We start from the raw sequence: 24,570 nt of genomic DNA, 5'->3' as shown, positions 1-24,570 counted from the left end.
ACTCACTTGCCACCAAAGCGGAAGACAGGCTTGAACGAGGCCGGCGCCAGCACGGTGTCCGGCTGCAGCTTCGAGACTTCGCTCTGCGTGAACACGCTGCCCAGCGTGCCGATGTCGGTGTGCTCGACCTTGTTCTCCAGCAGGCGCACGGCGGAGTCCAGCATGATCCGAGCCGTCAGCACCACAGGCGCGCTACCGGCCGCTTCGATCGACTTGCTCTTGAGGCCCTGGTAGACGCCCGGGGTCATGTAGACCGACAGCAGCTTGACCTTGTCTTGCAGGTTGCGGGCGCGCAGCAGCGGCACAGCCGACTCGGCCATCACGGCGGTGCCCACCAGATAGTCCAGATCCTTGTGGGTCTGCAGCAGGTCTTCCACCAGGCGGGCCTGGACTTCCTTGCCCACGTCGCCGTTCTTGGTTTCGACCACGACCACGGCGCTGTCCTTGATGCCTTCGTGGAAGCCGGCGTTGAAGGCCTCGACGAAACCGGCACCGGCTGGACCTGGCAGCCAGGCCACCTTCACAGCCTTGCCACCCTTCGGATACTTCTTGGCCAGGTACTGGCCGGCACGCAAACCTTCGTCACGCGGGCTGGTCAGCACGCGCACGCCGGTGTCCTTGGAGGTCACGCCGTTGATGGCGTCCACCACGGGGATGTTCTTCTTCTTCAGGTTGGCCAGCACGTTGTTCATGCCGTCTGCGGCGATCGCCACCATCACCACGGCATCGGCGCCACCGGCGGCGCAGTTTTCAATTTGCGAAATCTGGTTGCTCACCTGGGTGTAGCCACCGGCATCCATCACCTGAACGCGCACACCCAGGCGCTTGGCTTCTTCAACGATGCCGTAATTGGCGGCCAGGAAGAAGGGATCCTTCATGTGCGGGAAGGACACGCACACCATCCAGGGCTTGGAGGCCTTGGCGAGCGGCGAATAAGGCACCTGCGTGGTCTTGCCGTCCTTGGTCGAGTTCAAGGTCAGGGGGTACCAGTTGGCCGCTTGAGCGCTCACGGCACAAGCCAGCAAGCTGCCCAAAGCAGCACCCTTCAAAATCATCTTGGCATTCAGCATCGTCATGTTCCCGGAAGTAGAGAAACCATTACAGAACCAATAGGGATGGGGCATTCAACGCAATGAAGTGGTTGTTCTCAGTGCGTGGTCGCATGGTGTCAGCCGGTGTCATCAACGTCTAATGAATCGTTGATGCCCAAAAAATCGGAGGCAGTTATATCGACCGGGGGGTATCCCCAATGCGGCACGGAACTTGCGCAAGTAACCTCGCCCCCTTCAACACGGAAGACCCATGGCTTTACTCGACTGGTACATCCGCGCCAACCTCAAGATCCGACATTTCCAGGTGCTGGTCGCGCTCGAAGACTTTCGTTCGGTCTCTCGTGCGGCGATGTTCCTGGGCCTCAAGGAGGCACAACTGCTCAAGGTGCTGAGCGGCCTGGAAGACTCGCTGGAAGCGCCACTCTTCGTCACGAACGCCCACGGCATCGAGCCCACCGAACACGGTGCCTGCCTGATCCGTCACGGCCGGCAGGTGCTCAACCGACTGCTCAATGCGCAGGAAGAACTGCGAGACCTGCAAGAGGGGCGTGTGCCGCGGGTGAGCCTGGGTGTGAGCCCCTCGGTCACAGCAGCGCTGTTGCCACGCTTCGTGGCCAAACTCGACGCGGAGGCCATGCCGCTGGCCATATCTGTGCGCGAAGGCACCATCTCCAGCCTGGTGCATGACCTGCGCGTCGGCAGCCTCGACCTGGCCATCAGCATCCTGCCGCGTCGCCCGCTGAGCGAAGACCTCATGCACGAGATGCTGTACGAAGAGGAGCTGGTGCTGGCCGTGCGCCGCGATCACCCCCTCACCCAGCGGCGCCTGCTCGACTGGAGCGCGCTGGAAGACTACCCCGTGATCCTGTCACCACAGGGCACCCAGATCCGCCAGCACATTGATGCCTTCCTGACCCAGAACGCCATCCAGATCTCACGCCTGCAGGTCGATTCGTCGTCCATCATGACCAATGTAGGGGTGCTGCAAGCCACCGACTCGATCGCTTTCCTGTCGCGCGATGTGGCCGATCAGTTCGCCAAAGATGGCCTGCTTGCACGCCTGCCGCTGAGCCTGGGCGACACACGCATGCGCATTGGCGCCATCTGGATGCGCGAGCGCCACATGGCGATGGAGCTCAAGCTCGTTCACATGGTGCTGCGCGAGTGCACCCAGATGATCACCACAGATGCAACCGAAGCCAAGCCCCCAAGCTGGCCGATGCAGTTCGACCCTCAGCCTTTGCACCATCACGAGTTCTGGTAACGGCGCTCCAGGGCGGTGATCAGGTCCTGTGCATAGCCCGGCAAGCTGGCGCGGTCTCGCACCAGGATGAAGCGCTCGCGCACACTCCAGGGGTCCGTTAAGCGCACCAGCGCGATGCGCAAGCTGTCCTGATTGCGCAGCGCCGTGCTCTCGGGCACCACGCCCACACACACGCCCGCGCCAATCATGCGGCACATGGCATCGAAGCTGCTCAGCTGAATCCGCAACTTGAGCGACTTGCCCAGGCGGTGGGCCTCGCCTTCCAGAAAATTCTGCAAGGTGCTGCCCTGGTGCATGCCCACCATGTCCTCGTTGATCACCTCGGCAAAGCTCACTGCCTTGCGTCTCGCCAGCGGGTGCTTGCGTGAAGCAGCCAGTACCAGCTGATCGGTACTGAAGTGGATCGCCTGCAACCCCAGTGGGTTCACCTGACCGGCCACGATGCCCAGGTCACAGCGACCGTCCAGCACCCCTCTCGCAATCTCAGCATTCGGTTTTTCTTGAAGGTCGACGTTCACCCTGGGGTGCTCAGCCAGGTAACCTGCCAGCACGTCGGGCAGGATGTCCGACACGGCTGTCGTGTTGGCATGCACCCGCAAGTGCCCTCTCAGACCGCCGCCGTACTCCTGCAAGTCCGAGCGCATGGACTCCAGTTGACGCAGCATCACCCGGGCGTGGTGCAGGAAGGCCTCCCCCGGTGGCGTCAGCTTGACACCGCGGGCCTGGCGCACCAGCAGGTCCATGCCCACCTGCTCTTCCAGGGACTTGATGCGGGCACTCACGGCCGCCAGCGATGCATGCTGCAAGCTGGCCGCCCGGGTCAAGCTGCCCGATTCGGCCACCCGCACAAACAGCCTCAGATCCTGTAGATCGAAATGCACCGGCGCTTCCCTTCAGATCATCTTCAGACCAAAAGCCTTCAGATTATCCGAAGGCTCGCTCCACAAATCCGTGATTGTGCACGCAGGACGGGGCTTGCATGATGGACCCATCCTTTCCTGTCATCACGCCATGAACGACCGCACGCTGGCCCCGGCCACCCTCACGCACCTGCAGACCTGGCTGGGCAAGACCGAGCTTCTCACCGACGACGTGCAGGCCTCGGCCCTGCGCCGCTGGCACGCCACGCTCGACCATGCCGACGCCTCCGTGACCGCGGGCACCCACCTGCCACCCCTGAGCCACTGGCTGTATTTCCTGCCCCAGCACCTGCAAAGCGAGGTCGGGTCCGATGGCCACGCCCGCACCGGCGGCTTCCTCCCCCCTGTGCCCCTGCCCCGCCGCATGTGGGCAGGCAGCCAAGTGCGCTGGGAGCCCGCCAACCCCGTGCAGGTGGGTGACGCGGTGCAGCGCCAGTCGCGCATCGCTTCGGTCCAGCACAAGGCGGGTCGCAGCGGCGACCTGGTGTTCGTGCAGGTGGTCCACGAAGTGCACAACGCCCGCGGTCTTGCGCTCACCGAAACCCAGGACCTGGTGTACCGCGCTGCGCCACAAGCCGGCGACCCCGTACCCGCCCCCACGGCAGCGGAGCGCGGCGCCCCGTGGCAGCGTGACATCCGCGCCGACGACGCCCTGCTCTTTCGCTACTCGGCCCTCACCTTCATCGGCCACCGCATCCACTACGACCGCCCCTACGCCACCGAGGTCGAAGGCTATCCCGGTCTGGTCGTGCACGGCCCCCTGATCGCCACCCTGCTGCTGGACCTGGTCCGTCGTCATGCTCCACAGGCTCATGTTCTGAGCTTCCATTTCAAGGCGGTGCGCCCGATTTTCGACATCCATGCCTTCACCGTGTGCGGCCGTCCCTCGGCCGACGGTCGACATGTCCAGCTCTGGGCCCATGACCACGAAGGCTGGCTGACCATGCAGGCCAGTGCCGAACTGGCCTGAACGCCTCAGCCCCCTCTCTTTCGTCCTCTTTCGATTTGCCCCTCCCATGTCTCCTGCCGACCAAACCTTCCCCGACATCCGCGAAGCCGTCCGTGACCTGTGTGCCCAGTTCCCCGACGAGTACCACCGCAAGATCGACGAGCAACGCACCTACCCCGAAGCCTTCGTCAACGCACTGACCGAAGCCGGCTGGCTGGCCGCCATGATCCCGCAGGAATACGGCGGCTCCGGCCTGGGCCTGACCGAGGCCTCGGTCATCATGGAAGAGATCAACCGCAGCGGCGGCAACTCGGGCGCCTGCCATGGCCAGATGTACAACATGGGCACCCTGCTGCGCCACGGCTCCGAAGCCCAGAAGCAGTTCTACCTGCCCAAGATCGCCAGCGGCGAATGGCGCCTGCAGTCCATGGGCGTGACCGAGCCCACCACCGGCACCGACACCACCAAGATCAAGACCACCGCCGTCAAGCGTGGCGACCGCTACGTGATCAACGGCCAGAAGGTCTGGATCTCGCGCGTGCAGCACTCCGACTGGATGATCCTGCTGGCGCGCACCACACCGCTCAGCGAGGTCAAGCGCAAGTCCGAAGGCATGTCCATCTTCATGGTGGACCTGCGCGAGGCCGAGAAGTCCGGCCTGACCGTGCGCCCCATCCCCAACATGGTCAACCACGAGACCAACGAGCTGTTCTTCGAGAACCTCGAGATCCCGGCCGAGAACCTGATCGGGGAAGAAGGCCAGGGCTTCAAGTACATCCTCGACGGCCTGAACGCCGAACGCACCCTGATCGCTGCCGAGTGCATCGGCGACGGCTACTGGTTCATCGACCGCGTCAGCCGCTACGCGAAAGACCGCGAGGTCTTCGGGCGTCCTATCGGCCAGAACCAGGGCGTGCAGTTCCCGATCGCCGAGTCCTACATCGAGATCGAGGCCGCCAACCTGATGCGCTACGAAGCCTGCCGCCGCTTCGACGCCCACGAAGCCTGCGGCCCGCAAGCCAACATGGCCAAGTACCTGGCCGCCAAGGCCAGCTGGGAAGCGGCCAACGTCTGCCTGCAGTACCACGGCGGCTTCGGCTTCGCCTGCGAGTACGACATCGAACGTAAGTTCCGCGAGACCCGTCTCTATCAGGTGGCCCCGATCTCGACCAACCTGATCCTGTCCTACGTGGCCGAGCACATCCTGGGCCTGCCCAGGTCCTTCTGATTGCAGGGAGTCCCCACCATGCGCACCCGCCCGCTGGACGGCATCACCGTCATCTCCCTGGAGCACGCCATCGCGGCGCCGTTCTGCACCCGCCAGCTCGCCGACCTGGGCGCGCGCGTGATCAAGGTCGAGCGCCCGGGCGTGGGCGACTTCGCCCGTGCCTACGACCAGCGCGTGCGCGGCGAAGCCTCGCACTTCGTGTGGGTCAACCGCTCCAAGGAAAGCCTCACGCTGGACCTGAAGCACCCGGAAGCGCTGGCGGTCTTGAAAGACCTGCTGCGCGATGCCGACGTGCTGGTGCAGAACCTCGCGCCCGGTGCTGCCGCACGCATGGGTCTGGGCTATGAATCGCTCAAAGAGAGCCACCCTCAGCTCATCTGCTGCGACATCACCGGCTACGGCGACGACGGCCCCTACCGCGACAAGAAGGCCTACGACCTCCTGATCCAGAGCGAAGCGGGCTTCCTGTCGGTCACAGGCACACCGGATGAACCCTGCAAGGCCGGCAACTCGATTGCCGACATCGCCGCAGGCATGTACGCCTACACCAGCATCCTGGCCGCCCTCCTGCAGCGCCAGCGCACCGGGGTGGGCAGCCACATCGACGTGTCCATGCTCGAAGCCCTGGGCGAGTGGATGGGCTACCCCATGTACTACGCCTTCGAAGGCGCCACGCCCCCGGCCCGCGCCGCCGCCGCCCACGCCACCATCTACCCCTATGGCCCCTTCGAGGCCGGCGACGGCAAGGTCGTGATGCTGGGTCTGCAAAACGAGCGCGAGTGGAAGGTCTTCTGCAGTGCCGTGCTGAAGAACCCCACGCTGGCCAGCGATCCGCGCTTCGACGCCAACGCGCGCCGCAACCAGAACCGCCAGGCCCTGCGCACCATCATTCTCGACACCTTCGCCAGCCTCACGGCCGAACAGGTGCTGGCCCGCCTCGACGAGGCGCAGATCGCCAACGCCCAGATGAACGACATGGCCGGCTTGTGGGCCCACCCGCAGCTGAAAGCCCGCGAACGCTGGACCGAGGTGGGCTCGCCCGCCGGCACCATCCCCGCGCTGCTGCCCCCCGGACGCCACAGCAGCTTCGACTACCGCATGGACGCTGTGCCGCGTCTGGGCGAGCACACCGATGCCATCTTGAGCAGCCTCGGTCGCGACGACACCACCGTCGCCCGCCTGCGCGACGCATCCGCGATCTGACCGACTTGATTGTCACCGTTTTGACCCTGTCAAGGACCCCTCTGCGATGAGCACCCCCAGCGCCACCCTGGCCACCTTTGCCGCCCAACTCCGCTTTGACGACCTGCCCGCCAGCGTCGTCCACAAGATCGAAGACCTGCTCATCGACTGGTTCGGCTCGGCCGTGGCCGGCCATGGCTCCCGCCCCGTGGCCACCATCACCCAGTTCGCCCAGCTGATGGGGCCGGCCAGCGGCCCCGCTGAAGTGATCACCACCCGCGCCAGCACCAGCCCCTACATGGCCGCCATGGCCAACGCGGCCGCCTCGCACGTGGCTGAGCAGGACGACGTGCACAACGGCTCGGTCTTCCATCCGGCCACGGTCGTCTTCCCCGCTGCGGTGGCCATGGCGCAGGCCCTGGGCGCCTCCGGTCGTGACCTGCTGACCGCCTGCGTCACCGGCTACGAAGTGGGCATCCGTGTCGGCGAGTTCCTGGGCCGCTCACACTACCGCGTCTTCCACACCACCGGCACCGCCGGCACCCTGGCCGCGGCCGCCGCGGTGGGCCACCTGCTCAGACTCGACGCCAAGCAGATGCAGCACGCCCTCGGCTCGGCCGGCACCCAGTCGGCCGGCCTGTGGGAGTTCCTGCGCACCGCTGCCGACAGCAAGCAACTCCATACCGCCCACGCGGCCGCCGCTGGGCTGATGTCTGCCGCCTTGGCCCAACAAGGCTTCACCGGCGCAGCCGAGATCTTCGAGGGCCCACAAGGCATGGGCGTGGGCATGTCCACCGACGCCGACCCGGCACGCCTGACCGATGGCCTCGACCAGGTCCTGAGCGGTGGCCCCGTCACCCGCTGGACCACCGTCGAGACCTCGTTCAAGTACCACGCCTCCTGCCGCCACACCCACCCGGCGGCCGATGCTCTGCTGGCCGTGATGCAGGCGCACGGTTTGAGCCACCAGGATCTGGCCCAGATCACCACCCGGGTGCACCAAGGTGCCATCGACGTGCTCGGCCCCGTGGTCAAACCGGTCACCGTGCACCAAAGCAAGTTCTCGATGGGTACGGTGCTCGCCCTGGTGGCGCAGTATGGCCACGCCGGCCTGGTCGAGTTCGAACACCACTTCCAGGACGAGGTCACCCAGGCCTTGCGAGACCGCGTCACCATGGTGCTCGACGAAGAGGTGGACCGGGCCTACCCACGCCGTTGGATCGGCAAGGTCACCGTGACCACCCACGATGGCCGCGTTTTCGAAGGTCGCGTGGACGAACCCAAGGGTGACCCCGGTAACACCCTCTGTCGCGAGGAGTTGACAGCCAAGGCCCTGCGCCTGGCCGCCTTCAGCCAAGGCGCCAGCGCCGCCGAGATGGCCGCTGCTGTCGACCGCCTGTGGCAGATCGCCACCTGGCCCACCGTAGATCGCTTACTGCCGGAGCGCACCGCATGAGCCACTCCCCCACCTCACGCCTCGGCTGGGCGCGCAGCTTCCTGTTCGTGCCCGGTGACCGCCCCGAGCGCTGGGCCAAGGCCCTGGCCAGCGGCGCCGACCTCGTCATCATCGACCTCGAAGATGCCGTCGCGCCCGAACGCAAGGCCAGCGCCCGCGAGGCCCTGCTGGCCGCCTGGCCAAGTCTGAGCGCCGATGACCGCGCTCGCCTGCTGCTGCGCAGCAACCCCCATGGCACCCGCGAGTGGGCCGCCGACCTACACCTGCTGCGCGATCTGCAATCACCCTCGCACGCTCCCGGCCTGCTGGCCCTGATGCTGCCCAAGGCCGAATCCGGCACGGCGCTGCACGAGGTCGCCACGCAACTGCCCGGCCTGGCCCTGCTGCCCCTGATCGAAAGCGCCCAGGGCTTTGCCCAGCTCGACGCCATCGCCGCGGCCCCCCAGGTCGCCCGCCTGGCCCTCGGCCACCTTGATCTGCAAGCCGACCTCGGCATGGCCTGCGGCCCCGATGAGGCCGAGCTCGCGCCCGCCCGCTGGGCCCTGCTCACCACCTCGCGCTGCCATCAGCTGCCGTCCCCGGTCGACGGTGTGACCGCCGCGGTCGACGACACCGAGGCCCTCACGCGCGACACCCAGCGCAGCCGCCGCTTTGGCTTCGGTGCCAAGATGTGCATCCACCCCAAACAGATCGAGACCGTGCACCGCGCCTTCCGCGCCAGCCCCGAGGAAACGGCCTGGGCCCAGCGCGTGCTCACCGCCGTCCAGCAGGCCAGCGGCGGCGCCATCCGTGTGGACGGTGCCATGGTCGATGCACCGGTGATTCGTCTGGCGGAACGGATCTTGCAGCGTGCCCAGGCCACCCCATGACTCACTACACTCGACGTGTTGCTGAGATCGTCGCCTCAGAGCAGTACCAGGCCGCATTTCCATGACCTTCCCCCACGGCAACCTCGTCGCCAAACTCGAGTTCCGTCACCTGCAGATGCTGGTGGCGCTGGACGAACACCGCAGCGTCAGCAAAGTTGCGGAGCACCTCAATGTCAGCCAGCCGGCCGTCTCCAAGGCGCTCACCGCGCTCGAAGCCGAGCTGAACGTCGAGCTGTTCAAACGCACCATCCGCGGCATGGAGCCCACGGTGCGCGGCTCCAGCCTCATCAGCCACGCCCGCGACATCCTCAACGAGATGAACAAAGCGCACGACGAGCTGCAACACATCCGCGAAGGCCGCGTTGCCAAGCTCTCGATGGGTGTACTGCCGGCTGCGGCCGCCATCCTCGTGCCGCAGTTCATCCAGCGCATCGAGGCCACCTCCGTCGGCGCCTCCATCCGCGTCGAAGAAGGCACCACCAGCACCCTGCTGCCCAAGCTGCGCTCGGGTGAACTCGACTTCATCATCGGCAACCTCTCGCACTCCAACACCGCGTCCGACCTCACCACCCGCGCGCTCTACGAAGACCCCATCACCTCGGTCGTGCGCGTCGATCACCCCTTGCTGCGCCGCGCCCGCATCACCTGGGAAGACGTCGCCCAGTACCCGTTGCTGCTGCCCCCGCCTCGCACCATCACCCGCGCGGCCATCGACGAGTTCTTCGCACAGCACGACATCACCCTGCCCCGTCGCCACATCGACTCGGTCTCCAACATGAGCAACATCGGCATCCTGCGCGGCACCGATGCCGTGGGGGTGCTGTCCAACGCCCTGGCCAACCGTTTCGTCGATCTCAAGCTGCTCGCCAAGCTGCCCTTCGTGCTGCCCAACATCTCCTTGCAGATGGGCCTCATCTGGCAACCCGGTCGCGCTCGTGAAGACCTGATGCGACGCGTCTGCGCAGTCTTCGACGACATCGTCACCACCCACCTCAGCCTCCGCGCCTGAATTGCGATGCACACGCTTGCCCTCACCTTGGTCCTCGGCGGTCTGGCCATGCTCGGCCCGTTCGCCACCGACACCTACCTGCCGTCCTTCCCCAGCATCGCTGCGCACTACGGTGTGGGCGACGTCGCCGTCCAGCAGACACTGAGCATCTACCTCTTCGGCTATGCGGTGATGAACCTGTTCTACGGCCCGCTGTCCGATGCCTTCGGCCGCCGGCCGGTGATCCTGGCCTCGCTGCTGCTGTTCACCCTGGCGTCCATCGGTGCGGCCCTGGCGCCCAGCCTGAACTGGCTGCTGCTCTTTCGCTTGCTGCAAGGCATCTCGGCCGGCGCTGGCATGGTCGTGGGCCAGGCCATCGTGCGTGACCTGCTCCACGGCGCGGCGGCGCAGCGCATGATGTCCCACATCATGATGGTCTTTGGCGTGGCACCCGCCATCGCCCCGGTCATCGGCGGCTACCTCAACGTCTACCTGGGCTGGCAGGCCAACTTCGCGCTGCTGTGCGTCATTGGCCTGGTGCTGATCGGCCTGACGCTGCTGTGGCTGCCGGAAAGCCTGCCGCGCAACGAACGCCACACCCTGCATCCGGTGCGGCTGCTGCACAGCTACCAACACGCCCTGACCTTTCGCCCCTACATGCTGGGCGTGCTCTCGGCCGGCTTTGCCTTCAGCGGCTTCGCGCTCTACATCTCGTCCGCCGCCCACTTCGTGATGGACGTGCTGCACCTGCCCGAAACCGCCTTTGCCTGGCTGTTCGTGCCCATGATCGGCGGTATGGTGGTCGGCTCGGGCCTCGGAGGCCACCTCGCCCATCGTCTGTCCCCGAACGCCCAGCTGACGCTGGGCATGGGTCTGATGGCCCTCGCCGCCCTCGTCAACCTCGGCTACTGCGCCCTCTATCCCGCCACCGTGCCCTGGGCGGTGCTGCCCATCTTCATCTACACCTTCGGCGTGGCCCTGGTGATGCCGGTGCTGTCGGTGGCCACCCAAGGCCTGTTGCCCACCATGCGCGGCTTGGCCGCCTCCGTGCAGAACTTCGTGCAGATGCTGATCTTCGCCCTCATCAGCGGCTTCGTCGCTCCCGCACTGTTCGGCAGCGCCCTGCACCTGGCCGCAGGCCTGGTCGTCGGTGTGGCGCTGGCGGTCGGCTTCGGTTGGGCCTTTGTCGCCAACCAGGCCACCGCGCCCCAGCCCTGCCCCGTCCCGGACTGACCCCGCGCCCCGCCACACCCGCCTGCCAACGCCCCTCACCTTGCTCGCTGCCCGTCCTTGTCGACGGGCGGGCGTGGCGCCCCTCACCCTGGCGCCACCACTCAGACTCTCATTGCCCCCGCCTAGCCTGGACGTCCCACCATGAACCGAGCCCCCATCCAGTCCCTTCTGGTCGCCAACCGCGGTGAAATCGCCATCCGCGTCATGCGCGCCGCCACCGAGATGGGCATCCGCACCGTCGCCGTCTACGCCACCGAAGACCGCTTCGCCCTGCACCGCTTCAAGGCCGACGAGAGCTACCCCATCGGCGTCGGCCAAAAGCCCATCGCCGCCTACCTCGACATCGCCGAGATCATCCGCGTGGCCAAGGCAGCAGGTGTCGACGCCATTCACCCCGGCTACGGCTTCCTCTCCGAGAACCCCGAGTTCGCCGACGCCTGTGCGGCCGCCGGCATCGCCTTCATCGGCCCCACCAGCGACGTGATGCGCGCGCTCGGCAACAAGGTGTCCGCCCGCAACCTGGCCGAGGCCGCTGGCGTCCCCGTCATGCCGGCCACGCCACCGCTGTCGCGCGATCCGGATGAAGCGCTTGCCGCCGCCGATCGCATCGGCTACCCCGTCATGCTCAAAGCCAGCTGGGGCGGTGGTGGCCGGGGCATGCGCATCATTGAAAGCGCACAAGACCTGCTCACGCAAATGCCCGTGGCCCGCAGCGAAGCCCTGTCTGCCTTCGGCAACGACGAGATCTACCTCGAAAAGCTCGTGCAACGCGCCCGCCACGTTGAAGTGCAGATCCTGGGCGACACCCACGGCCACCTGCTGCACCTGTTCGAGCGCGACTGCTCGGTTCAGCGCCGCAACCAGAAGGTGGTCGAACGCGCCCCCGCCCCCTACCTCGACGACACCCAACGCCAAGCTCTGTGCGACGCCGCCCTGCGCATCGGCCGCGCCGTCCAGTACACCCACGCCGGCACCGTCGAGTTCCTGATGGACGCCGACACTGGCGCCTTCTACTTCATCGAGGTCAACCCGCGCATCCAGGTCGAGCACACCGTCACCGAACAGGTCACCGGCATCGACCTGGTCAAGGCCCAGATCGCCATCACCCAGGGTGCCACCATCGGCACGCCCGGCAGCATCGTGCCGCCGCAAGACCAGATCTGCGTCAACGGCCACGCGCTGCAATGCCGCGTCACCACAGAAGACCCCGAGCGCAACTTCGTGCCCGACTATGGGCGACTGAGCACCTACCGCTCCAGCGGCGGCTTCGGTCTGCGCCTGGACAGCGGCACCGCCTACTCCGGCGCGGTCATCACGCCCTACTTCGACTCCCTGCTCGTCAAGGTCACCGCCTGGGGCGCCACCGCCGACGACGCCACCGCCCGCATGGACCGCGCCCTGCGCGAATTCCGCATCCGCGGCGTCGCCACCAACCTGGCCTTCCTTGAAAACGTCATCGGCCACCCCCTGTTCCGCAACGGCCAGTGCACCACCCGCTTCATCGACCAGACGCCCGAGCTGCTGCGCGTCCACCCGCGCCGCGACCGCGCCACCAAGCTGCTGCGCTTCCTCGGCGAGATCAGCGTCAACGGCCACCCGGAGATGAAGGGCCGCACGCTCCCCGCGCTGCCCCTGCCGCAGCCCACCCTGCCCCACTGCGACCTGCGCCAGCCGGTGCCCGCCGGCACCCGCGACCGCCTGCGCGAACTCGGCCCCGAGGGCTTCGCCCAATGGGTGCTGGCGCAACCCCAGGTGCTGCTCACCGACACCACCATGCGCGATGCCCACCAGTCCCTGCTGGCCACGCGCATGCGCACCCACGACATGGTCAAGGTGGCCCCGCACTACGCCCGTCTGACCCCGCACCTGTTCTCGCTCGAATGCTGGGGCGGCGCCACCTTCGACGTCGCCATGCGCTTCCTCAACGAAGACCCATGGCAGCGCCTGGCCCAGTTGCGTGAGGCCGCCCCCAACCTCCCGCTGCAGATGCTGCTGCGCGCCTCCAACGCCGTCGGCTACACCAACTACCCCGACAACGTGGTGCGCTACTTCGTACAGCAAGCGGCCCAGGGCGGCGTGGACATCTTCCGCGTCTTCGACTCACTCAATGCCGTGGACAACATGCGCGTCGCCATCGACGCGGTGCGCGAAACCGGTGCCCTGTGCGAGGCGGCCATCTGCTACAGCGGTGACCTGTTCGATGCGCGGCGCAGCAAGTACAACCTGGACTACTACGTGCGCATGGGCAAGGCGCTCAAGCAAGCCGGCGCCCACATCCTGGCCATCAAGGACATGGCCGGCGTCTGCCGCCCCCGCGCTGCCTACGCCCTGGTCAAGGCACTCAAGGAAGAAACCGGCCTGCCGATTCACTTCCACACCCACGACACCAGCGGCCTCGCGGGCGCCAGCGTCATGGCGGCCATCGAAGCCGGCTGCGACATCGTGGACGGCGCACTCGACGCCATGAGCGGCCTGACCTCCCAGCCCAACCTGGGTAGCCTCGTGGCCGCCCTCGAAGGCGCACCGCGTGAGCCCCAGGTCAGCCTCGCCGCCCTGCGCGACCTGTCCCATTACTGGGAAGACGTGCGCCGCGCCTACAGCCCCTTTGAGAGCGACATCCGCAGCGGCACCTCCGACGTGTATCGCCACGAGATGCCCGGCGGCCAGTACACCAACCTGCGCGAACAGGCGCGCTCGATGGGCCTGTCCTCGCGCTGGCCCGACATCGCCGAAGCCTATGCCCAGGTGAACCTGCTGTTCGGAGACATCATCAAGGTCACCCCCACCTCCAAGGTCGTGGGCGACATGGCGCTGTTCATGGTCGCCAACGGTCTGCAACCCGCTGACGTGCTCGATCCCGCCAAGGACCTCGCCTTCCCCGAATCGGTCGTCTCGCTGTTCAAGGGCGAACTGGGCTTCCCCACCGATGGCTTCCCCGCAGCCCTGCAGCACAAGGTCCTCAAAGGCGCGGCCCCGCTGACCGGCCGCCCCGGCGAGCACCTGCCCCCCGTGGACCTGGAAGCCGAGCGCCAACGTGCTGAACAGCTCGTGGGCCACAAGCTCAGCGACACCGACCTGGCGTCCTACCTGATGTACCCCCAGGTTTTCCTCGCCTACACGCGCCACCAGAAGCAGTACGGTGACGTCAGCGCCATCCCCACCCCCACCTACTTCTACGGCCTGCCAGAGCACGAAGAGATCGCCGTGCCGATCGAGCCCGGCAAGATCCTGCACGTGCAACTGCAAGGCCGCACGCCGGCGGATCCCGATGGCCAATGCCGCCTCTTCTTTGAACTCAATGGCCAACCCCGCCTGGTACGCGTTCCGCAGGCCGGTGCCGGCACCTCGCACCGCCGCCATCGCCTCGCCGACGAGGACAACCCCCGCCACATCGCCGCCCCCATGCCCGGCACCGTCACCCGCGTCGCGGTCCAGGCGGGCCAGCGCGTCAACCAGGGGGATGTGCTCGCCATCATCGAGGCCATGAAAATGGAAAGCCTGGTGGTGGCCGAGCGCGAGGGCGTCGTGCAAAGCCTCTGCGTTCAACAAGGGGACAGCGTTCCCGCCAAGGGTCTGCTCATGGAGTGGGCCGCCTGACCATGACCCCTTCTGCCTCCCACACCGCACACCCTGACCACGCCGCCACGCTCCGGCTGCTGGGCCTGGCGAGCTTCTCGGCCATGGCCGCCCTGCGCATCTGCGACGCCATGCTGCCTTCGCTGGTGCACAGCTTCCAGGTCTCCACAGGGGATGCGGCCTGGGTGGTCTCCTCGTTCGCCCTCGCGTACGGCGTGCTGCAACTGTTCTACGGCCCCCTGGGCGACACGATGGGCAAGCTCAAGGTGATCACCTGGGCCTGCCTGGCCAGCGCCTTCATCTGCCTGCTCACGGCGCTGTCGCCCAACTTCAGCACCTTGGTGATCGCCCGCGCCCTGATGGGCGCCACCGCGGCCGCCGTCATCCCCTTGTCCCTGGCTTGGGTGGGCGATCAGGTGTCTTACGAACAGCGACAGGAAACGCTGGCGCGCCTGCTGGGGTCCATCGTGCTCGGGATGATGGCAGGCCAGTGGTTCGGCGGCTTCGCCTCCGAGATGTGGGGCTGGCAGAGCGCTTTCCTCGCTCTCGGGCTGGGCTTTCTCGTCGCCGCCATCAGCCTGCTGCGGCGCCATGCTCCTGCCGCTTCTGCGGCATCGGCCGTCCCGCTCAGTGCCCGCGCCTCCATCGCCCGCACCAAGGCGCTCTTACACATTCCGCGCGTGCGCTGGGTCCTGGGCTTCGCCTTGATCGAAGGGGCGCTGGCCTATGGCTGGCTGCCGTTCGCGCCCGCCTGGCTGGTCAGCCAGTTCGGCTTCTCCATCTCGACGGCGGCTGCCATCATGGTGCTCTACGGCGTGGGCGGCCTGCTTTACAGCCAGTTTGCGCGCCGCTGGATCACGCTCCTGGGTGAGCGCGGCTTGGCCCTGGGCGGCGGCCTGCTGCTGGCCGCCAGCGTCATCGGCATCGCCTGGTCTCCCATCGCGACCTTTGCCATCAGCGGCTGCGGTCTCGCGGGCCTGGGCTTTTACATGCTCCACAGCACCTTGCAGACCCAGGCCACCCAGATGGCCCCCGAAGCCCGCGGCACCGGCATGACCCTCTTCGCCTGCAGCCTCTTCCTGGGGCAGGCCCTGGGCGTGCTGGTGGTCGGCCTCTTCGTCGATCAAGGCGGCCTGCTGACGTCGTTCAGTGCCATCGCCGCCTTGCTCTGCGTGACCGGCTTCGCGGTCTCGCGCGGCGTTCAGGGCCGTGTGCCCGCTGCCACCCCGCCTTCACACAACGTGAGCTGAATCGGAGTCCACATGTCCCATGTCCTCATCGCCGGCGCCTCGCGCGGCATCGGTCTGGGCCTCACCCAGGCCTACCTCGCCCGCGGCGACCATGTCACCGCCATTGCCCGCCACCCCCAGGCAGCCACCGGTCTGAACGCCCTGCAGACCCAGTACCCCACACGCTTGCACACCATCGCGTGTGACCTCAACGACCCGGACGCTGGCACCACCATCGTGCAGGCGCTCTCGCACAGGCCCCTTGACCGGGTCATCCTGAACGCCGGCGTCTCCGGCCCCGAAGACCAGGCCGTCGCGCATCTCGCCCCGGCGGACATCACCGACGTGTTCCTCACCAACGCCGTCGCGCCGCTGCGCCTTGCGCGGACGCTACGACCGCTCGTCCCCAGTGGCGGCGTGCTGGCTTTCACCAGCTCCATCCTGGGCAGCGTCGAACTGGGGCTGTCGCCGGAGTTGGGCTTGTATGGCGCCAGCAAGGCCGCGCTCAACAGCCTGATCCGCAAGTGGGCCACTGAACAGGGCGACGCGCTGGACATCCACCTGCTGGCCCAGCACCCCGGATGGGTCCGCACCGACATGGGCGGCCCCAACGCCACCCTCAGTGTCGAAGAGAGCGTGAGCGGCTTGGTGCGCGTCATCGAACAGGCCGCCGGGCAAGCTGGCTGCGACTTCTTTGATCATGAAGGCCACCCCCTTCCCTGGTGAGCTTGCAGGGCGGCACGGAGCGTGATCTGAAAAAAGAAAAAGCCTCGCAAGTCATTGACTTACAAGGCTTTTCTTGTTTTGGCGGAGAGGGTGGGATTCGGTACCCTCTCGATTCCCTCATTGTATATCAAAACCTTATGGCTCAAATGAAATGCTTCTGTGTAGAAGCTCTGTGTAGAAAATTTTCCGCATCTTCGTGCCTGCGTCAGGGCCCATGCAACCCACCAAAAATGTGTCTTGGAGGCAGCCTTAAGACAGTTTTCGGGCATCGTTAAGCAGACATAACGACCGCTGTACGAGTGCGGCAGGATGCGGGCAAGGAGCAAGGATGCCGGGGATCGGCGGACGCTCCGCGCAGGCCCCCCAGGGCCGGAGAGCACCGGCACGGCTGCACAGGGCAGGCGCCCGGAGCAGCGTCCAGCCCCCCAAGGCGGGACGTGCACTAGCAGGGGAGCCGGGCAAGGGACGAGGCCCTAGCCGAGAGAGGCCCCAGCCGCGTTGCCGTAGATCCGGGGGCGTACAGCCCCGGTCCCGAAGCACTCGGGCAAATGCGTTCGGAGAGCAACAAGCACCGTCGTAGTCGGTGCAAAGTGCGGTGCGCTAAAAGCGCACGGAGAAGGCGTTTGCCCGAGCGCAGCGAGGACCGCGCTGGACACGTCGGCCCTAGCCGATGAGTACCGGGTAGGCCGTTCAGGCCGTGAAGCCCGGTACGTTGGCCAATCAGGGTAAAGCCCTGATTGTTGAATCACGAGCAAAACTGAGCCAGGCGTCACGTCCAAAACTGAGCCACTAGGTTGACGAAGAAATGGACTGCTCGGATGTGGATAAGTCTACTGTCTGGTCTGCTCCTTTGGGTGTTTTAATGCGGTTGGACTTGCTGGCGGCCGGTTGTGCCGTCGAGTGCCTGAATCGCCAGCTCTGATTGCCGGTCTCGACGATGTGGCAGTGATGGGTGAGCCGGTCCAGTAGCGCCGTGGTCATCTTGGCGTCGCCAAACACGCTGGCCCACTCCGAGAACGACAGGTTGGTGGTGACGACCACGCTGGTGCGCTCATAGAGCTTGGACAGCAGGTGGAACAGCAAGGCGCCACCGGCCTGACTGAAGGGTAGATAGCCCATCTCGTCGAGGATGACGAGATCGACGTACATGAGCCGATGCGCCAGTTGCCCGGCCTTGCCCAGTGCTTTCTCGGACTCCAGCATGTTGACCAGCTCCACTGTGGAGAAGAAGCGCACCCGCTTGCCATGTGCACGGATGGCGTGAATGCCAAGGCTGGTGGCCAGGTGAGTCTTGCCGGTACCCGGTCCACCCACGAACACCACGTTGTGGGCTGAGTCGATGAACTTGAGCTCGTGGAGCTGGCGCACCAGCGCCTCATCCACCTGGGCCTGCTCGAAGGCAAAGCCAGCCAGGTCGCGGTGATGGGGAAATCGGGCAGCGCGCATCTGATAGGCCATGGAGCGCACTTCCCGGTGCGCTCCCTCGGCCTTGATGAGCTGATGCAGCAAGGCTTCATGGTCGAGCGACTTGAGCCGCGCGATACCCAGCAGTTCAGGCCAGGCACTGGCCATACCGTGCAGGCTCAAGCCCTTGAGGCCAGCGGCGATGTCATTGGACATGGTCACCCTCCTGGATCTGGCGCAGGCGGTCATAGCGCGACACATCGGCCTGAGGCGGCTCCTGCAACGTCAGTGAAGTCAAGGCGGCTTCGGGCAAGCTGTGCACAGCTTCGGGTTCCTTGAGCCTGGCCAGTACGTTGAGCACATGGTCGGCGCTCACGCGGCCGGATTGCAGCGCCAACTCGACGGCAACGAGCACGTCATCGAGCCCGTGCAAGGTAATCGCCATGAGCACCTGGGCCATCACGCGGTCGCCGCCAGGGTGGCGCAGCAGGTGCGCCTGAAGATGTTGCAGGGGCTCGGGCATGGTCTTGAAGGGCGCGCCGTTGCGCAAGGCCCCGGGCTTGCGTTCGAGCAGGCTGATGTAATGGCGCCAGTCGTACAAGGTCTGCCCACGCTCAAAACTGCGTGGCAGGCTCACTGGCGGCTCGGGCGCATCGGTGCTGGGGCCGACCACCACCAAGCGGTCAGGATAGGCGCGCAGGCTCACCGTTGCGTGCGCCCACTCGCAAGGCACGCTGTAGCGGTTGCGCTGATAGTGGATCAGCGAGGTGGCCGTTACCCGTGCCACCTGCTCGACATAGCCATCGAATGGCGCAGGGTTGGGCATCAGGTGCGTCTGCTCTTGCTGCCAGACGTCGGCAATGGTCAGCTCGGGCCACTCGGGGTGCGGCAGTTCATGCCAGGCGTCCAGGCAGGCCTGGTGCAGCCACGCATTGAGGCTCTCCAGGTCAGGCCAGCGGCGTTCGGCCGCCTCCAGCCAGATGCCGCGACGGCGATCCTGCACGTTCTTCTCGACAATGCCCTTCTCCCAGCCGGCGGCGCGGTTGCAGAACTCAGGCTCGAACAGGTAGTGGCCCGTCATGGCCTCGAAGCGGGCGTTGACCGTGCGGCTCTTGCCCTGGCCAACCTTGTCGACAGCGGTCTTCATGTTGTCGTAGATGCCCCGGCGGGGCACGCCACCGAAGGCAGCAAAGGCCCGCGCGTGGGCATCAAACAGCATCTCGTGGGCCTGGCTGAAGTAGGCGGTGAGCATGAAGGCGCGGCTGGCCGCCAGCTTGGTGTGCGCGGCCTCCAGGCGTTTGCGCATGCCGCCCACGAACAGGTACTCGCAGCTCCAGTCGAACTGGAAGGCCTCGCCCATCTCGAAACTCATGGGCACGAAGGCCATGCGCGTGGGCGCATCGGACTGCGCCTGCTGCCAGCGCTTGGCGAACTCATAGACCGGGCCTCGGCTGCCCGGATAGCCCATGGCCCGCAATGCCCGGAACATGGCCTTGATGCCACGGCGCTCGCGCTTGTTGCGGTGGCTGTCGGCCTTCAGCCAGGTGGACAGCTGTTCCTTGTAAGGATCTAGAACGCTCGGGATGGCCGCCCGCTTGGGATAACGGGGTTCGACCATCTCATCGGCTTCAAGCCACTTGGTGGCCGTGTTGCGGGAGATGCCAAGCCTGCGGCTGGCTTCGCGCACGCTCAGGTGGTCACGGTGGACCATGCGGCGCAATTTGCTCAATGTGCTCACGTTGATCACTCCTGTCCCCCGCTGCTGCAAAAAGCAGCAGGGTAGGTGGATAACGTGGCTCAAAATTGGACGTGACGGAGACCCTTCAGTGGCTCAGTTTTGCTCGTGATTCAACATCACAGGACGATGGCCTGATTCACCATTCCGATAGGGGCTCGCAATACCTTTCCATTCGCTACAGCGAACGCCTGGCTGAGGCCGGGATCGAGCCCTCCGTGGGCTCGAAGGGAGACAGCTATGACAACGCCCTGGCTGAGACCATCAACGGCTTGTACAAGGCCGAGGTGATCCACCGCCGTGGCCCGTGGAAGACCAAGCAGGCCGTCGAGCTCGCAACGCTGGAATGGGTCTCTTGGTTCAATCACCATCGATTGATGGGGCCACTGGGCAATGTCCCGCCCGCCGAGTTCGAGGCAAACTACCACCAACAACGCGCTGGTCAGGCCGTGACCGTCTGACTTAAACCAACTGGCCTCCGCGAAACCCGGGGCGCTTCAGCAAGCGGTTAAAAAAGAAGCTTACGCACGGTCCGGAATCGGGTTGGTCTGCACCTGTACGTGCACTTGATGCACGCATTCTTGCGAAGCACATCAAAGTCTCAGTGCTCGATCAAGATACTTTGATGCTAGCGGAGCTTTGCTTGTAGCTCTGAAGCAGAGGAGGCAGTAGGCTAGTTCGATAATGCGTATTCCGGTTGAACTGCCCCTGTGCCGGTTACGACTGACTAGGCAGCTGGTCGTGACTGGCTGAGTTTGGCAAGAAGCAGCCCAGGACCGCTTTCTCGCCTTGGACTGCAACTGGCCGACTACGGTACTTCAAAGATACGCCAGTTAGCTGCCATTCGACTGCGAATTCATTGAGCTGATGCTGGATCAGTGCATCGACTTCCTGGCCAATCAAGCGTATTGATGGTCTCCCTCAACTCGATGGGAGACCATCATGGAATCCGTCGCCAGCGCTATCCATCATGAGCCGTGGAACAAGGGAAAAATCGTGGGCCAAAAGGCCCCTTTCAAGGTCAAAGACATCTGGGCACTTCGCGTGCGCCTGCAAATGGAGCACCGAATCCGGGAGCTTGCACTTTTCAACCTGGGTATCGACAGCAAATTGCGAGGCTGTGACCTGGTTGCTTTGAAGGTCAGGGACGTTTGCCACGGTGATCAGATGGCGACACGCGCCATCGTTATGCAACACAAAACGCAGCGGCCTGTGCAATTTGAAATCACATCAACGACACGAGATGCCCTGCAGGCATGGATCAGGCATGCGGAGCTGAAATCCGATAGCTTTTTGTTCCCAAGCAGGATCCACAGATCCCCTCATCTGGGAACACGTCAGTACGCCCGTATCCTAGCCCACTGGGTGGATGAGCTAGGGCTGGAGCGCGCAAGCTATGGTACCCATTCGATACGAAGAACCAAGCCCACGCTGATCTATCGACGAACCAAAAACCTGCGTGCCGTCCAGTTGCTGCTTGGACACTCCAAGCTGGAGTCGACCGTCCGGTATCTCGGCATAGAGGTTGACGATGCACTGGAGATTTCCGAACAAACCGAAATCTGAACCAAGCTTACGGTCGTGCTGCTCTTGTCAGGGACTAGGCAGCACGACTTGAGCGGCTTCTTTACGGCGCAGGCTCGAAATCACACACTCGGCCAGAAGCAGAGACTCGTTGTTCCATATAGAAGCCATGGTGATGGATGGAAATTCGATCAATATGATTAGGGCGTGTCATCAATTAATACCCTTGCGGTTGAAAGTTGCGGCTCCAGCACCAAGTGGAAGAATGAGTAAAAGATACGCCCTCAGTGACGGGCACTGGGAGCGCATCAAAGACCTGCTACCTGGCCAGGCAGGACAGCCCGGAGCCACCGCCAAAGACAACCGAATGGTGGTGTGTCGGTGCAGGCGAGGTGCCGCCGGATGGCAGCTACCAGTTTTACTCTGGATTCCATAGCTGCTAGAGCGCTCTTATAGTGCGTTAGGTGCTGATTTGGCCGATAAACTCGCCATCAGCTGTGGAACACCACGCTGTCTTCCACCCGCGCTCGGCCCACGTCCAGCTGGTTGACGGCAGCCGCCGGGTCGGCATGGCCGAAGGAGATGGCAAACAGCAGCTTGTGCTTTGCGCCCAGGCCCAGCACGCGGCGGATGGTGGGGGCGAACATCGATACCGAAGTCTGCGGAATGCCCGCCAGCCCGTGAGCGGTAAGCGACAGCAGCAGCGTCTGGCCGTACATGCCCAGATCGCCGGCGGTGCGCACGTTGTCGCCAATCTCGGGCATGAACAACAGCGCCACATGCGGTGCGCCAAAAAAGTCGAAGTTCTTCAGGCCCTCGGCCTGGCGGGCAGCGGTGTCGTGGCGGGCGATCTGCAGCAACTCGTAATGCGCTTTGCCGCTGGCCTGGCTGCGCTGGGCATGCACGCCGTGGAAGGCTGCCATGTCGAAGGAAAAGTCGGGCGCGGCATCGCCCTGGATGGCGGCTTGCTGCAGCGCGGCAGACAGCGCGGCGCGCTGCGCACCGGAGACGATGTGTACCTGCCAGGGCTGGGTGTTGCAGTTGGACGGGGCGTGCTGCGCATCGGCCAGCACGGCCTGCAGCTGCGCGGGCGTCAGCGGCGTGGGCAAAAACTGGCGGGTGGCGCGGCGGCGGCGCACCAGGGTGGAGAAAGCAGCGGCATCGGAAACAGGCGCAGACATGGCAACAAGGCTTCAAACGTGGAAAGCCCTGAGCGTAATGACAACTATCAGTTGGATAAATACACTGGTAAATGGATGTTTAACAACTGAAGGTAGTGAATGCTGGACCGTTTTCGCTCCATGGAAGTGCTGGTGGCCGTGGTGGATGCCGGCTCGTTTGCCGCTGCCGCACCCCGGCTGGGCCTGACGCCGCAGATGGTGGCCCGCTACGTGCAAGCGCTGGAGGCGCGGCTGCACACCACCTTGCTGACCCGCACCACGCGCCGCCAGAGCCTCACCGAGCTGGGCCAGCTGTACTACGAGCGCTGCGTGCAGCTGCTGCAGCAGGCCGATGCCGCCGACGCGCTGGCGCTGCAGGCAGGCAGTGCGCCCCAGGGTCAGCTGCGCATCAGCGCGCCCCACCAGTTTGGTGCGCAGTCGCTGGTGGACTTTGCCGTGGGCTTTATGCAGCGCTACCCCCAGGTGGAGGTGGATCTGCGCCTGTCCGACCAGGTGGTGAACCTGCTGGAAGAGGGCATGGAAGCCGCGTTTCGCATTGGCGACGCGGCCGTGGGCGACAGCAGCAGCCTGGTGGCGCGGCCGCTGCGCCCCTACCGCATGGTGGCGTGCGCGTCGCCGGCCTACCTGGCCAGCGCTGGCCAGCCGCAGCAGCCGGCCGATCTGGTTAAGCACCCGTGCATCGGCTTTGTGTTCTGGAACCGCAAGGTCTTCAACGAATGGGGGTTCACCCAGGGCGGCCAGCGCTTTGCCGTGCGGGTGAATTGCCCTCTGCAGGTCAACAGCGGCCAGGCCCAGCTGCGGGCCGCGCTGCAAGGCGCGGGCATCTTGCTGGCGGCCGAAGACCTGGTGCAGGCCGATCTGCACGCCGGCCGCCTGCAGCGGGTGCTGCCCGCGTTTGAAGGGCCGTCGCGCCCCATGCACCTGATCTACGCCGCCGACCGCCAGCGCACCGCCAAGCTACGCTGCTTTGTGGACGAGGCCATGCAGGCGTTCGGGGTGTAGGTGGTGCTAAATAAGTAGCTGTTAGAGCCGATAACACAACCCTTGATACGTCGTTGCTTAGCTTGTACTGGCTGCGGCTTCGCGCCTCGTCTCAACCGAAAATCTTCGATTTTCTGGGTGGTGTTAGCCGCTCTTAGGGTCGAACTGCGACAGCCGCAACCGGCCATTTGCAGCCGCTGGCGATCGGCTCTTTAGACCGGATTCGAGATCTCGAGCGGTGCTAGTGCTTCGCGTAGCTGGCCATGCATTGAACTGTGCATATCGACGAACCACTCGGGTTTGAGTTCCGTCGCTGAAGCCATCGCTTTGACCCAATCTGGCATCACGTGCGAGTTCTGAATAGCGGTGCGAGTTTCAGCAATTGCGGCTTGCGGATCTATGGTTGCCTGGAAGACGCCAGCTTTGTTCAAAGTATCGAATATCACGCCACCAATAACCGACTCACACTTTGTGATGATATTCAGCAAGTATTTGTCGAAGGTATGGAAAGTCTTGATCTTTGCAGGGTTCTTAGCATTGTTTTGAAAACTCGGTTCCGCGACGAGCATTAGGAAATCACCGGCAACGTGCGCGGCCGACGTGATGTCGTATCCGCGATGGACGATGGCGTTTCTCAGGTACTTGATGTATTCGTAGTTCGACTCGCCGTCCTGAAATCCAGGGAAGACGAACCGCGCATACAGCTCCGTCTCAAAAGACTTTGGAGGTAGCAGCGTCTGTTCGCGCATTAGCTCAGTTGCGGACAACAGATTCTGGAAATAGGCGCTGTACTGGACGCGCATATCAGTGTGCATGATCGTTGTGAGTGGTGTGCGGAACGACAAAGCTGCGCGCAGCGCGGTCTTCCGTGCCGTCATGTACCAAGTCAACGCGTGCAGCATGTCGCGAAGTTCGGGGCTCAGTGTTGTCATACGCATTTCATAGGGGTGTACATGCTCGGGCATCCTACTGGTCGTTTGTTGGCTCGCACACAAACCTGGCATCTTCGGTCGGCATTCAAGTGATTCAGTACGCTTAAATCCTAGCGTTGATTGACCGCAGCGGGTCGAATG

The 24,570-nt window shown here is 64.8% G+C and carries 19 protein-coding genes and 1 pseudogene; 14 read left to right on the top strand and 6 right to left on the bottom strand.

Annotated features, from left to right (window positions below):
* Positions 1–2: 2 nt before the first annotated feature.
* A complete protein-coding gene (gene torT, locus AC3WW4_RS04185) occupies positions 3–1,076 on the bottom strand; it encodes a TMAO reductase system periplasmic protein TorT (protein WP_488827123.1) in 1,074 nt (357 codons plus the stop codon).
* Between the two features lie 226 nt (positions 1,077–1,302).
* Here torT and AC3WW4_RS04180 point away from each other — a divergent pair, with 226 nt between their 5' ends.
* A complete protein-coding gene (locus AC3WW4_RS04180; RefSeq protein WP_488827122.1) occupies positions 1,303–2,316 on the top strand; it encodes a LysR substrate-binding domain-containing protein in 1,014 nt (337 codons plus the stop codon).
* Here AC3WW4_RS04180 and AC3WW4_RS04175 read toward each other — a convergent pair.
* Positions 2,301–3,197 (bottom strand): LysR substrate-binding domain-containing protein, encoded by an 897-nt coding sequence (locus AC3WW4_RS04175; protein WP_488827121.1) that lies wholly within the window; start codon positions 3,195–3,197, stop codon positions 2,301–2,303. The two genes, AC3WW4_RS04180 and AC3WW4_RS04175, sit on opposite strands and share 16 nt — an antisense overlap.
* Positions 3,198–3,327: 130 nt before the next feature.
* Here AC3WW4_RS04175 and AC3WW4_RS04170 point away from each other — a divergent pair, with 130 nt between their 5' ends.
* The 10 genes from AC3WW4_RS04170 to AC3WW4_RS04125 all read left to right on the top strand — a co-directional run bounded on the left by AC3WW4_RS04170 (position 3,328) and on the right by AC3WW4_RS04125 (position 16,672).
* Positions 3,328–4,206, top strand: a complete 879-nt coding sequence (locus AC3WW4_RS04170) for an HTD2 family dehydratase (protein WP_488827120.1) — start codon at positions 3,328–3,330, stop codon at positions 4,204–4,206.
* Positions 4,207–4,252: 46 nt separating this feature from the next.
* Entirely contained in the window at positions 4,253–5,413 is a 1,161-nt protein-coding gene (locus AC3WW4_RS04165; protein ID WP_488827119.1) for an acyl-CoA dehydrogenase family protein, read from the top strand.
* A gap of 18 nt (positions 5,414–5,431) precedes the next feature.
* Positions 5,432–6,616 carry a CaiB/BaiF CoA transferase family protein gene (locus tag AC3WW4_RS04160; RefSeq protein ID WP_488827118.1) on the top strand — a complete coding sequence of 395 codons (1,185 nt, stop codon included), beginning with the start codon at positions 5,432–5,434 and terminating at the stop codon, positions 6,614–6,616.
* Positions 6,617–6,662: 46 nt separating this feature from the next.
* Complete coding sequence (locus tag AC3WW4_RS04155) at positions 6,663–8,051, top strand: MmgE/PrpD family protein (RefSeq protein ID WP_488827117.1); 1,389 nt, start codon at positions 6,663–6,665, stop codon at positions 8,049–8,051.
* On the top strand, positions 8,048–8,920 hold the full coding sequence (locus tag AC3WW4_RS04150) for an HpcH/HpaI aldolase/citrate lyase family protein (protein WP_488827116.1): 873 nt from the start codon (positions 8,048–8,050) through the stop codon (positions 8,918–8,920). The genes AC3WW4_RS04155 and AC3WW4_RS04150 overlap by 4 nt, the downstream gene beginning before the upstream one ends.
* Before the next feature lie 61 nt (positions 8,921–8,981).
* Entirely contained in the window at positions 8,982–9,929 is a 948-nt protein-coding gene (locus tag AC3WW4_RS04145; RefSeq protein WP_488827115.1) for a LysR substrate-binding domain-containing protein, read from the top strand.
* A gap of 6 nt (positions 9,930–9,935) precedes the next feature.
* Complete coding sequence (locus AC3WW4_RS04140) at positions 9,936–11,141, top strand: multidrug effflux MFS transporter (RefSeq protein WP_488827114.1); 1,206 nt, start codon at positions 9,936–9,938, stop codon at positions 11,139–11,141.
* A 141-nt stretch (positions 11,142–11,282) separates the two neighbouring features.
* Positions 11,283–14,738, top strand: coding sequence for a pyruvate carboxylase (locus AC3WW4_RS04135; RefSeq protein ID WP_488827113.1), 3,456 nt, complete (start codon positions 11,283–11,285; stop codon positions 14,736–14,738).
* 2 nt (positions 14,739–14,740) lie between these two features.
* On the top strand, positions 14,741–15,967 hold the full coding sequence (locus AC3WW4_RS04130) for an MFS transporter (protein WP_488827112.1): 1,227 nt from the start codon (positions 14,741–14,743) through the stop codon (positions 15,965–15,967).
* A 12-nt stretch (positions 15,968–15,979) separates the two neighbouring features.
* Entirely contained in the window at positions 15,980–16,672 is a 693-nt protein-coding gene (locus tag AC3WW4_RS04125) for an SDR family oxidoreductase (protein ID WP_488827111.1), read from the top strand.
* Between the two features lie 789 nt (positions 16,673–17,461).
* Here AC3WW4_RS04125 and istB read toward each other — a convergent pair.
* A complete protein-coding gene (gene istB / locus AC3WW4_RS04120; RefSeq protein ID WP_488827110.1) occupies positions 17,462–18,292 on the bottom strand; it encodes an IS21-like element helper ATPase IstB in 831 nt (276 codons plus the stop codon).
* On the bottom strand, positions 18,282–19,814 hold the full coding sequence (gene istA, locus AC3WW4_RS04115) for an IS21-like element ISPa65 family transposase (protein ID WP_086558084.1): 1,533 nt from the start codon (positions 19,812–19,814) through the stop codon (positions 18,282–18,284). Before istA ends, istB begins: the two co-directional genes overlap by 11 nt.
* 128 nt (positions 19,815–19,942) lie before the next feature.
* Between istA and AC3WW4_RS04110 the strand changes: the two are divergent.
* Both AC3WW4_RS04110 and AC3WW4_RS04105 read left to right on the top strand, forming a co-directional pair.
* A pseudogene (locus tag AC3WW4_RS04110) lies at positions 19,943–20,272 on the top strand (integrase core domain-containing protein); the annotation flags it as partial.
* A gap of 481 nt (positions 20,273–20,753) precedes the next feature.
* Positions 20,754–21,377 (top strand): tyrosine-type recombinase/integrase, encoded by a 624-nt coding sequence (locus AC3WW4_RS04105; protein WP_488827109.1) that lies wholly within the window; start codon positions 20,754–20,756, stop codon positions 21,375–21,377.
* A gap of 449 nt (positions 21,378–21,826) precedes the next feature.
* On the opposite strand, the gene AC3WW4_RS04100 is transcribed toward AC3WW4_RS04105, so the two are convergent.
* Positions 21,827–22,516, bottom strand: coding sequence for a nitroreductase (locus AC3WW4_RS04100; RefSeq protein ID WP_488827108.1), 690 nt, complete (start codon positions 22,514–22,516; stop codon positions 21,827–21,829).
* A 99-nt stretch (positions 22,517–22,615) separates the two neighbouring features.
* Here AC3WW4_RS04100 and AC3WW4_RS04095 point away from each other — a divergent pair, with 99 nt between their 5' ends.
* Positions 22,616–23,518, top strand: coding sequence for a LysR family transcriptional regulator (locus tag AC3WW4_RS04095; RefSeq protein ID WP_488827107.1), 903 nt, complete (start codon positions 22,616–22,618; stop codon positions 23,516–23,518).
* 191 nt (positions 23,519–23,709) lie between these two features.
* Here the strand turns inward: AC3WW4_RS04095 and AC3WW4_RS04090 are convergent, their stop codons facing one another.
* Positions 23,710–24,429, bottom strand: coding sequence for a hypothetical protein (locus AC3WW4_RS04090; RefSeq protein ID WP_488827106.1), 720 nt, complete (start codon positions 24,427–24,429; stop codon positions 23,710–23,712).
* Positions 24,430–24,570 lie beyond the last annotated feature (141 nt).

Source organism: Aquabacterium sp. TM01 (genome assembly GCF_057808345.1).
Note: the sequence above shows the minus strand (reverse complement) of the source record. Positions and strands in the feature narration are given on the sequence as shown.

Coding starts and splice junctions, on each gene's coding strand:
- torT (WP_488827123.1), bottom strand. CDS start 1,076: ATGACGATGCTGAATGCCAAGATGATTTTGAAGGGTGCTGCTTTGGGC.
- AC3WW4_RS04180 (WP_488827122.1), top strand. CDS start 1,303: ATGGCTTTACTCGACTGGTACATCCGCGCCAACCTCAAGATCCGACAT.
- AC3WW4_RS04170 (WP_488827120.1), top strand. CDS start 3,328: ATGAACGACCGCACGCTGGCCCCGGCCACCCTCACGCACCTGCAGACC.
- AC3WW4_RS04165 (WP_488827119.1), top strand. CDS start 4,253: ATGTCTCCTGCCGACCAAACCTTCCCCGACATCCGCGAAGCCGTCCGT.
- AC3WW4_RS04160 (WP_488827118.1), top strand. CDS start 5,432: ATGCGCACCCGCCCGCTGGACGGCATCACCGTCATCTCCCTGGAGCAC.
- AC3WW4_RS04155 (WP_488827117.1), top strand. CDS start 6,663: ATGAGCACCCCCAGCGCCACCCTGGCCACCTTTGCCGCCCAACTCCGC.
- AC3WW4_RS04150 (WP_488827116.1), top strand. CDS start 8,048: ATGAGCCACTCCCCCACCTCACGCCTCGGCTGGGCGCGCAGCTTCCTG.
- AC3WW4_RS04145 (WP_488827115.1), top strand. CDS start 8,982: ATGACCTTCCCCCACGGCAACCTCGTCGCCAAACTCGAGTTCCGTCAC.
- AC3WW4_RS04140 (WP_488827114.1), top strand. CDS start 9,936: ATGCACACGCTTGCCCTCACCTTGGTCCTCGGCGGTCTGGCCATGCTC.
- AC3WW4_RS04135 (WP_488827113.1), top strand. CDS start 11,283: ATGAACCGAGCCCCCATCCAGTCCCTTCTGGTCGCCAACCGCGGTGAA.
- AC3WW4_RS04130 (WP_488827112.1), top strand. CDS start 14,741: ATGACCCCTTCTGCCTCCCACACCGCACACCCTGACCACGCCGCCACG.
- AC3WW4_RS04125 (WP_488827111.1), top strand. CDS start 15,980: ATGTCCCATGTCCTCATCGCCGGCGCCTCGCGCGGCATCGGTCTGGGC.
- istB (WP_488827110.1), bottom strand. CDS start 18,292: ATGTCCAATGACATCGCCGCTGGCCTCAAGGGCTTGAGCCTGCACGGT.
- AC3WW4_RS04105 (WP_488827109.1), top strand. CDS start 20,754: ATGGAATCCGTCGCCAGCGCTATCCATCATGAGCCGTGGAACAAGGGA.
- AC3WW4_RS04100 (WP_488827108.1), bottom strand. CDS start 22,516: ATGTCTGCGCCTGTTTCCGATGCCGCTGCTTTCTCCACCCTGGTGCGC.
- AC3WW4_RS04095 (WP_488827107.1), top strand. CDS start 22,616: ATGCTGGACCGTTTTCGCTCCATGGAAGTGCTGGTGGCCGTGGTGGAT.
- AC3WW4_RS04090 (WP_488827106.1), bottom strand. CDS start 24,429: ATGACAACACTGAGCCCCGAACTTCGCGACATGCTGCACGCGTTGACT.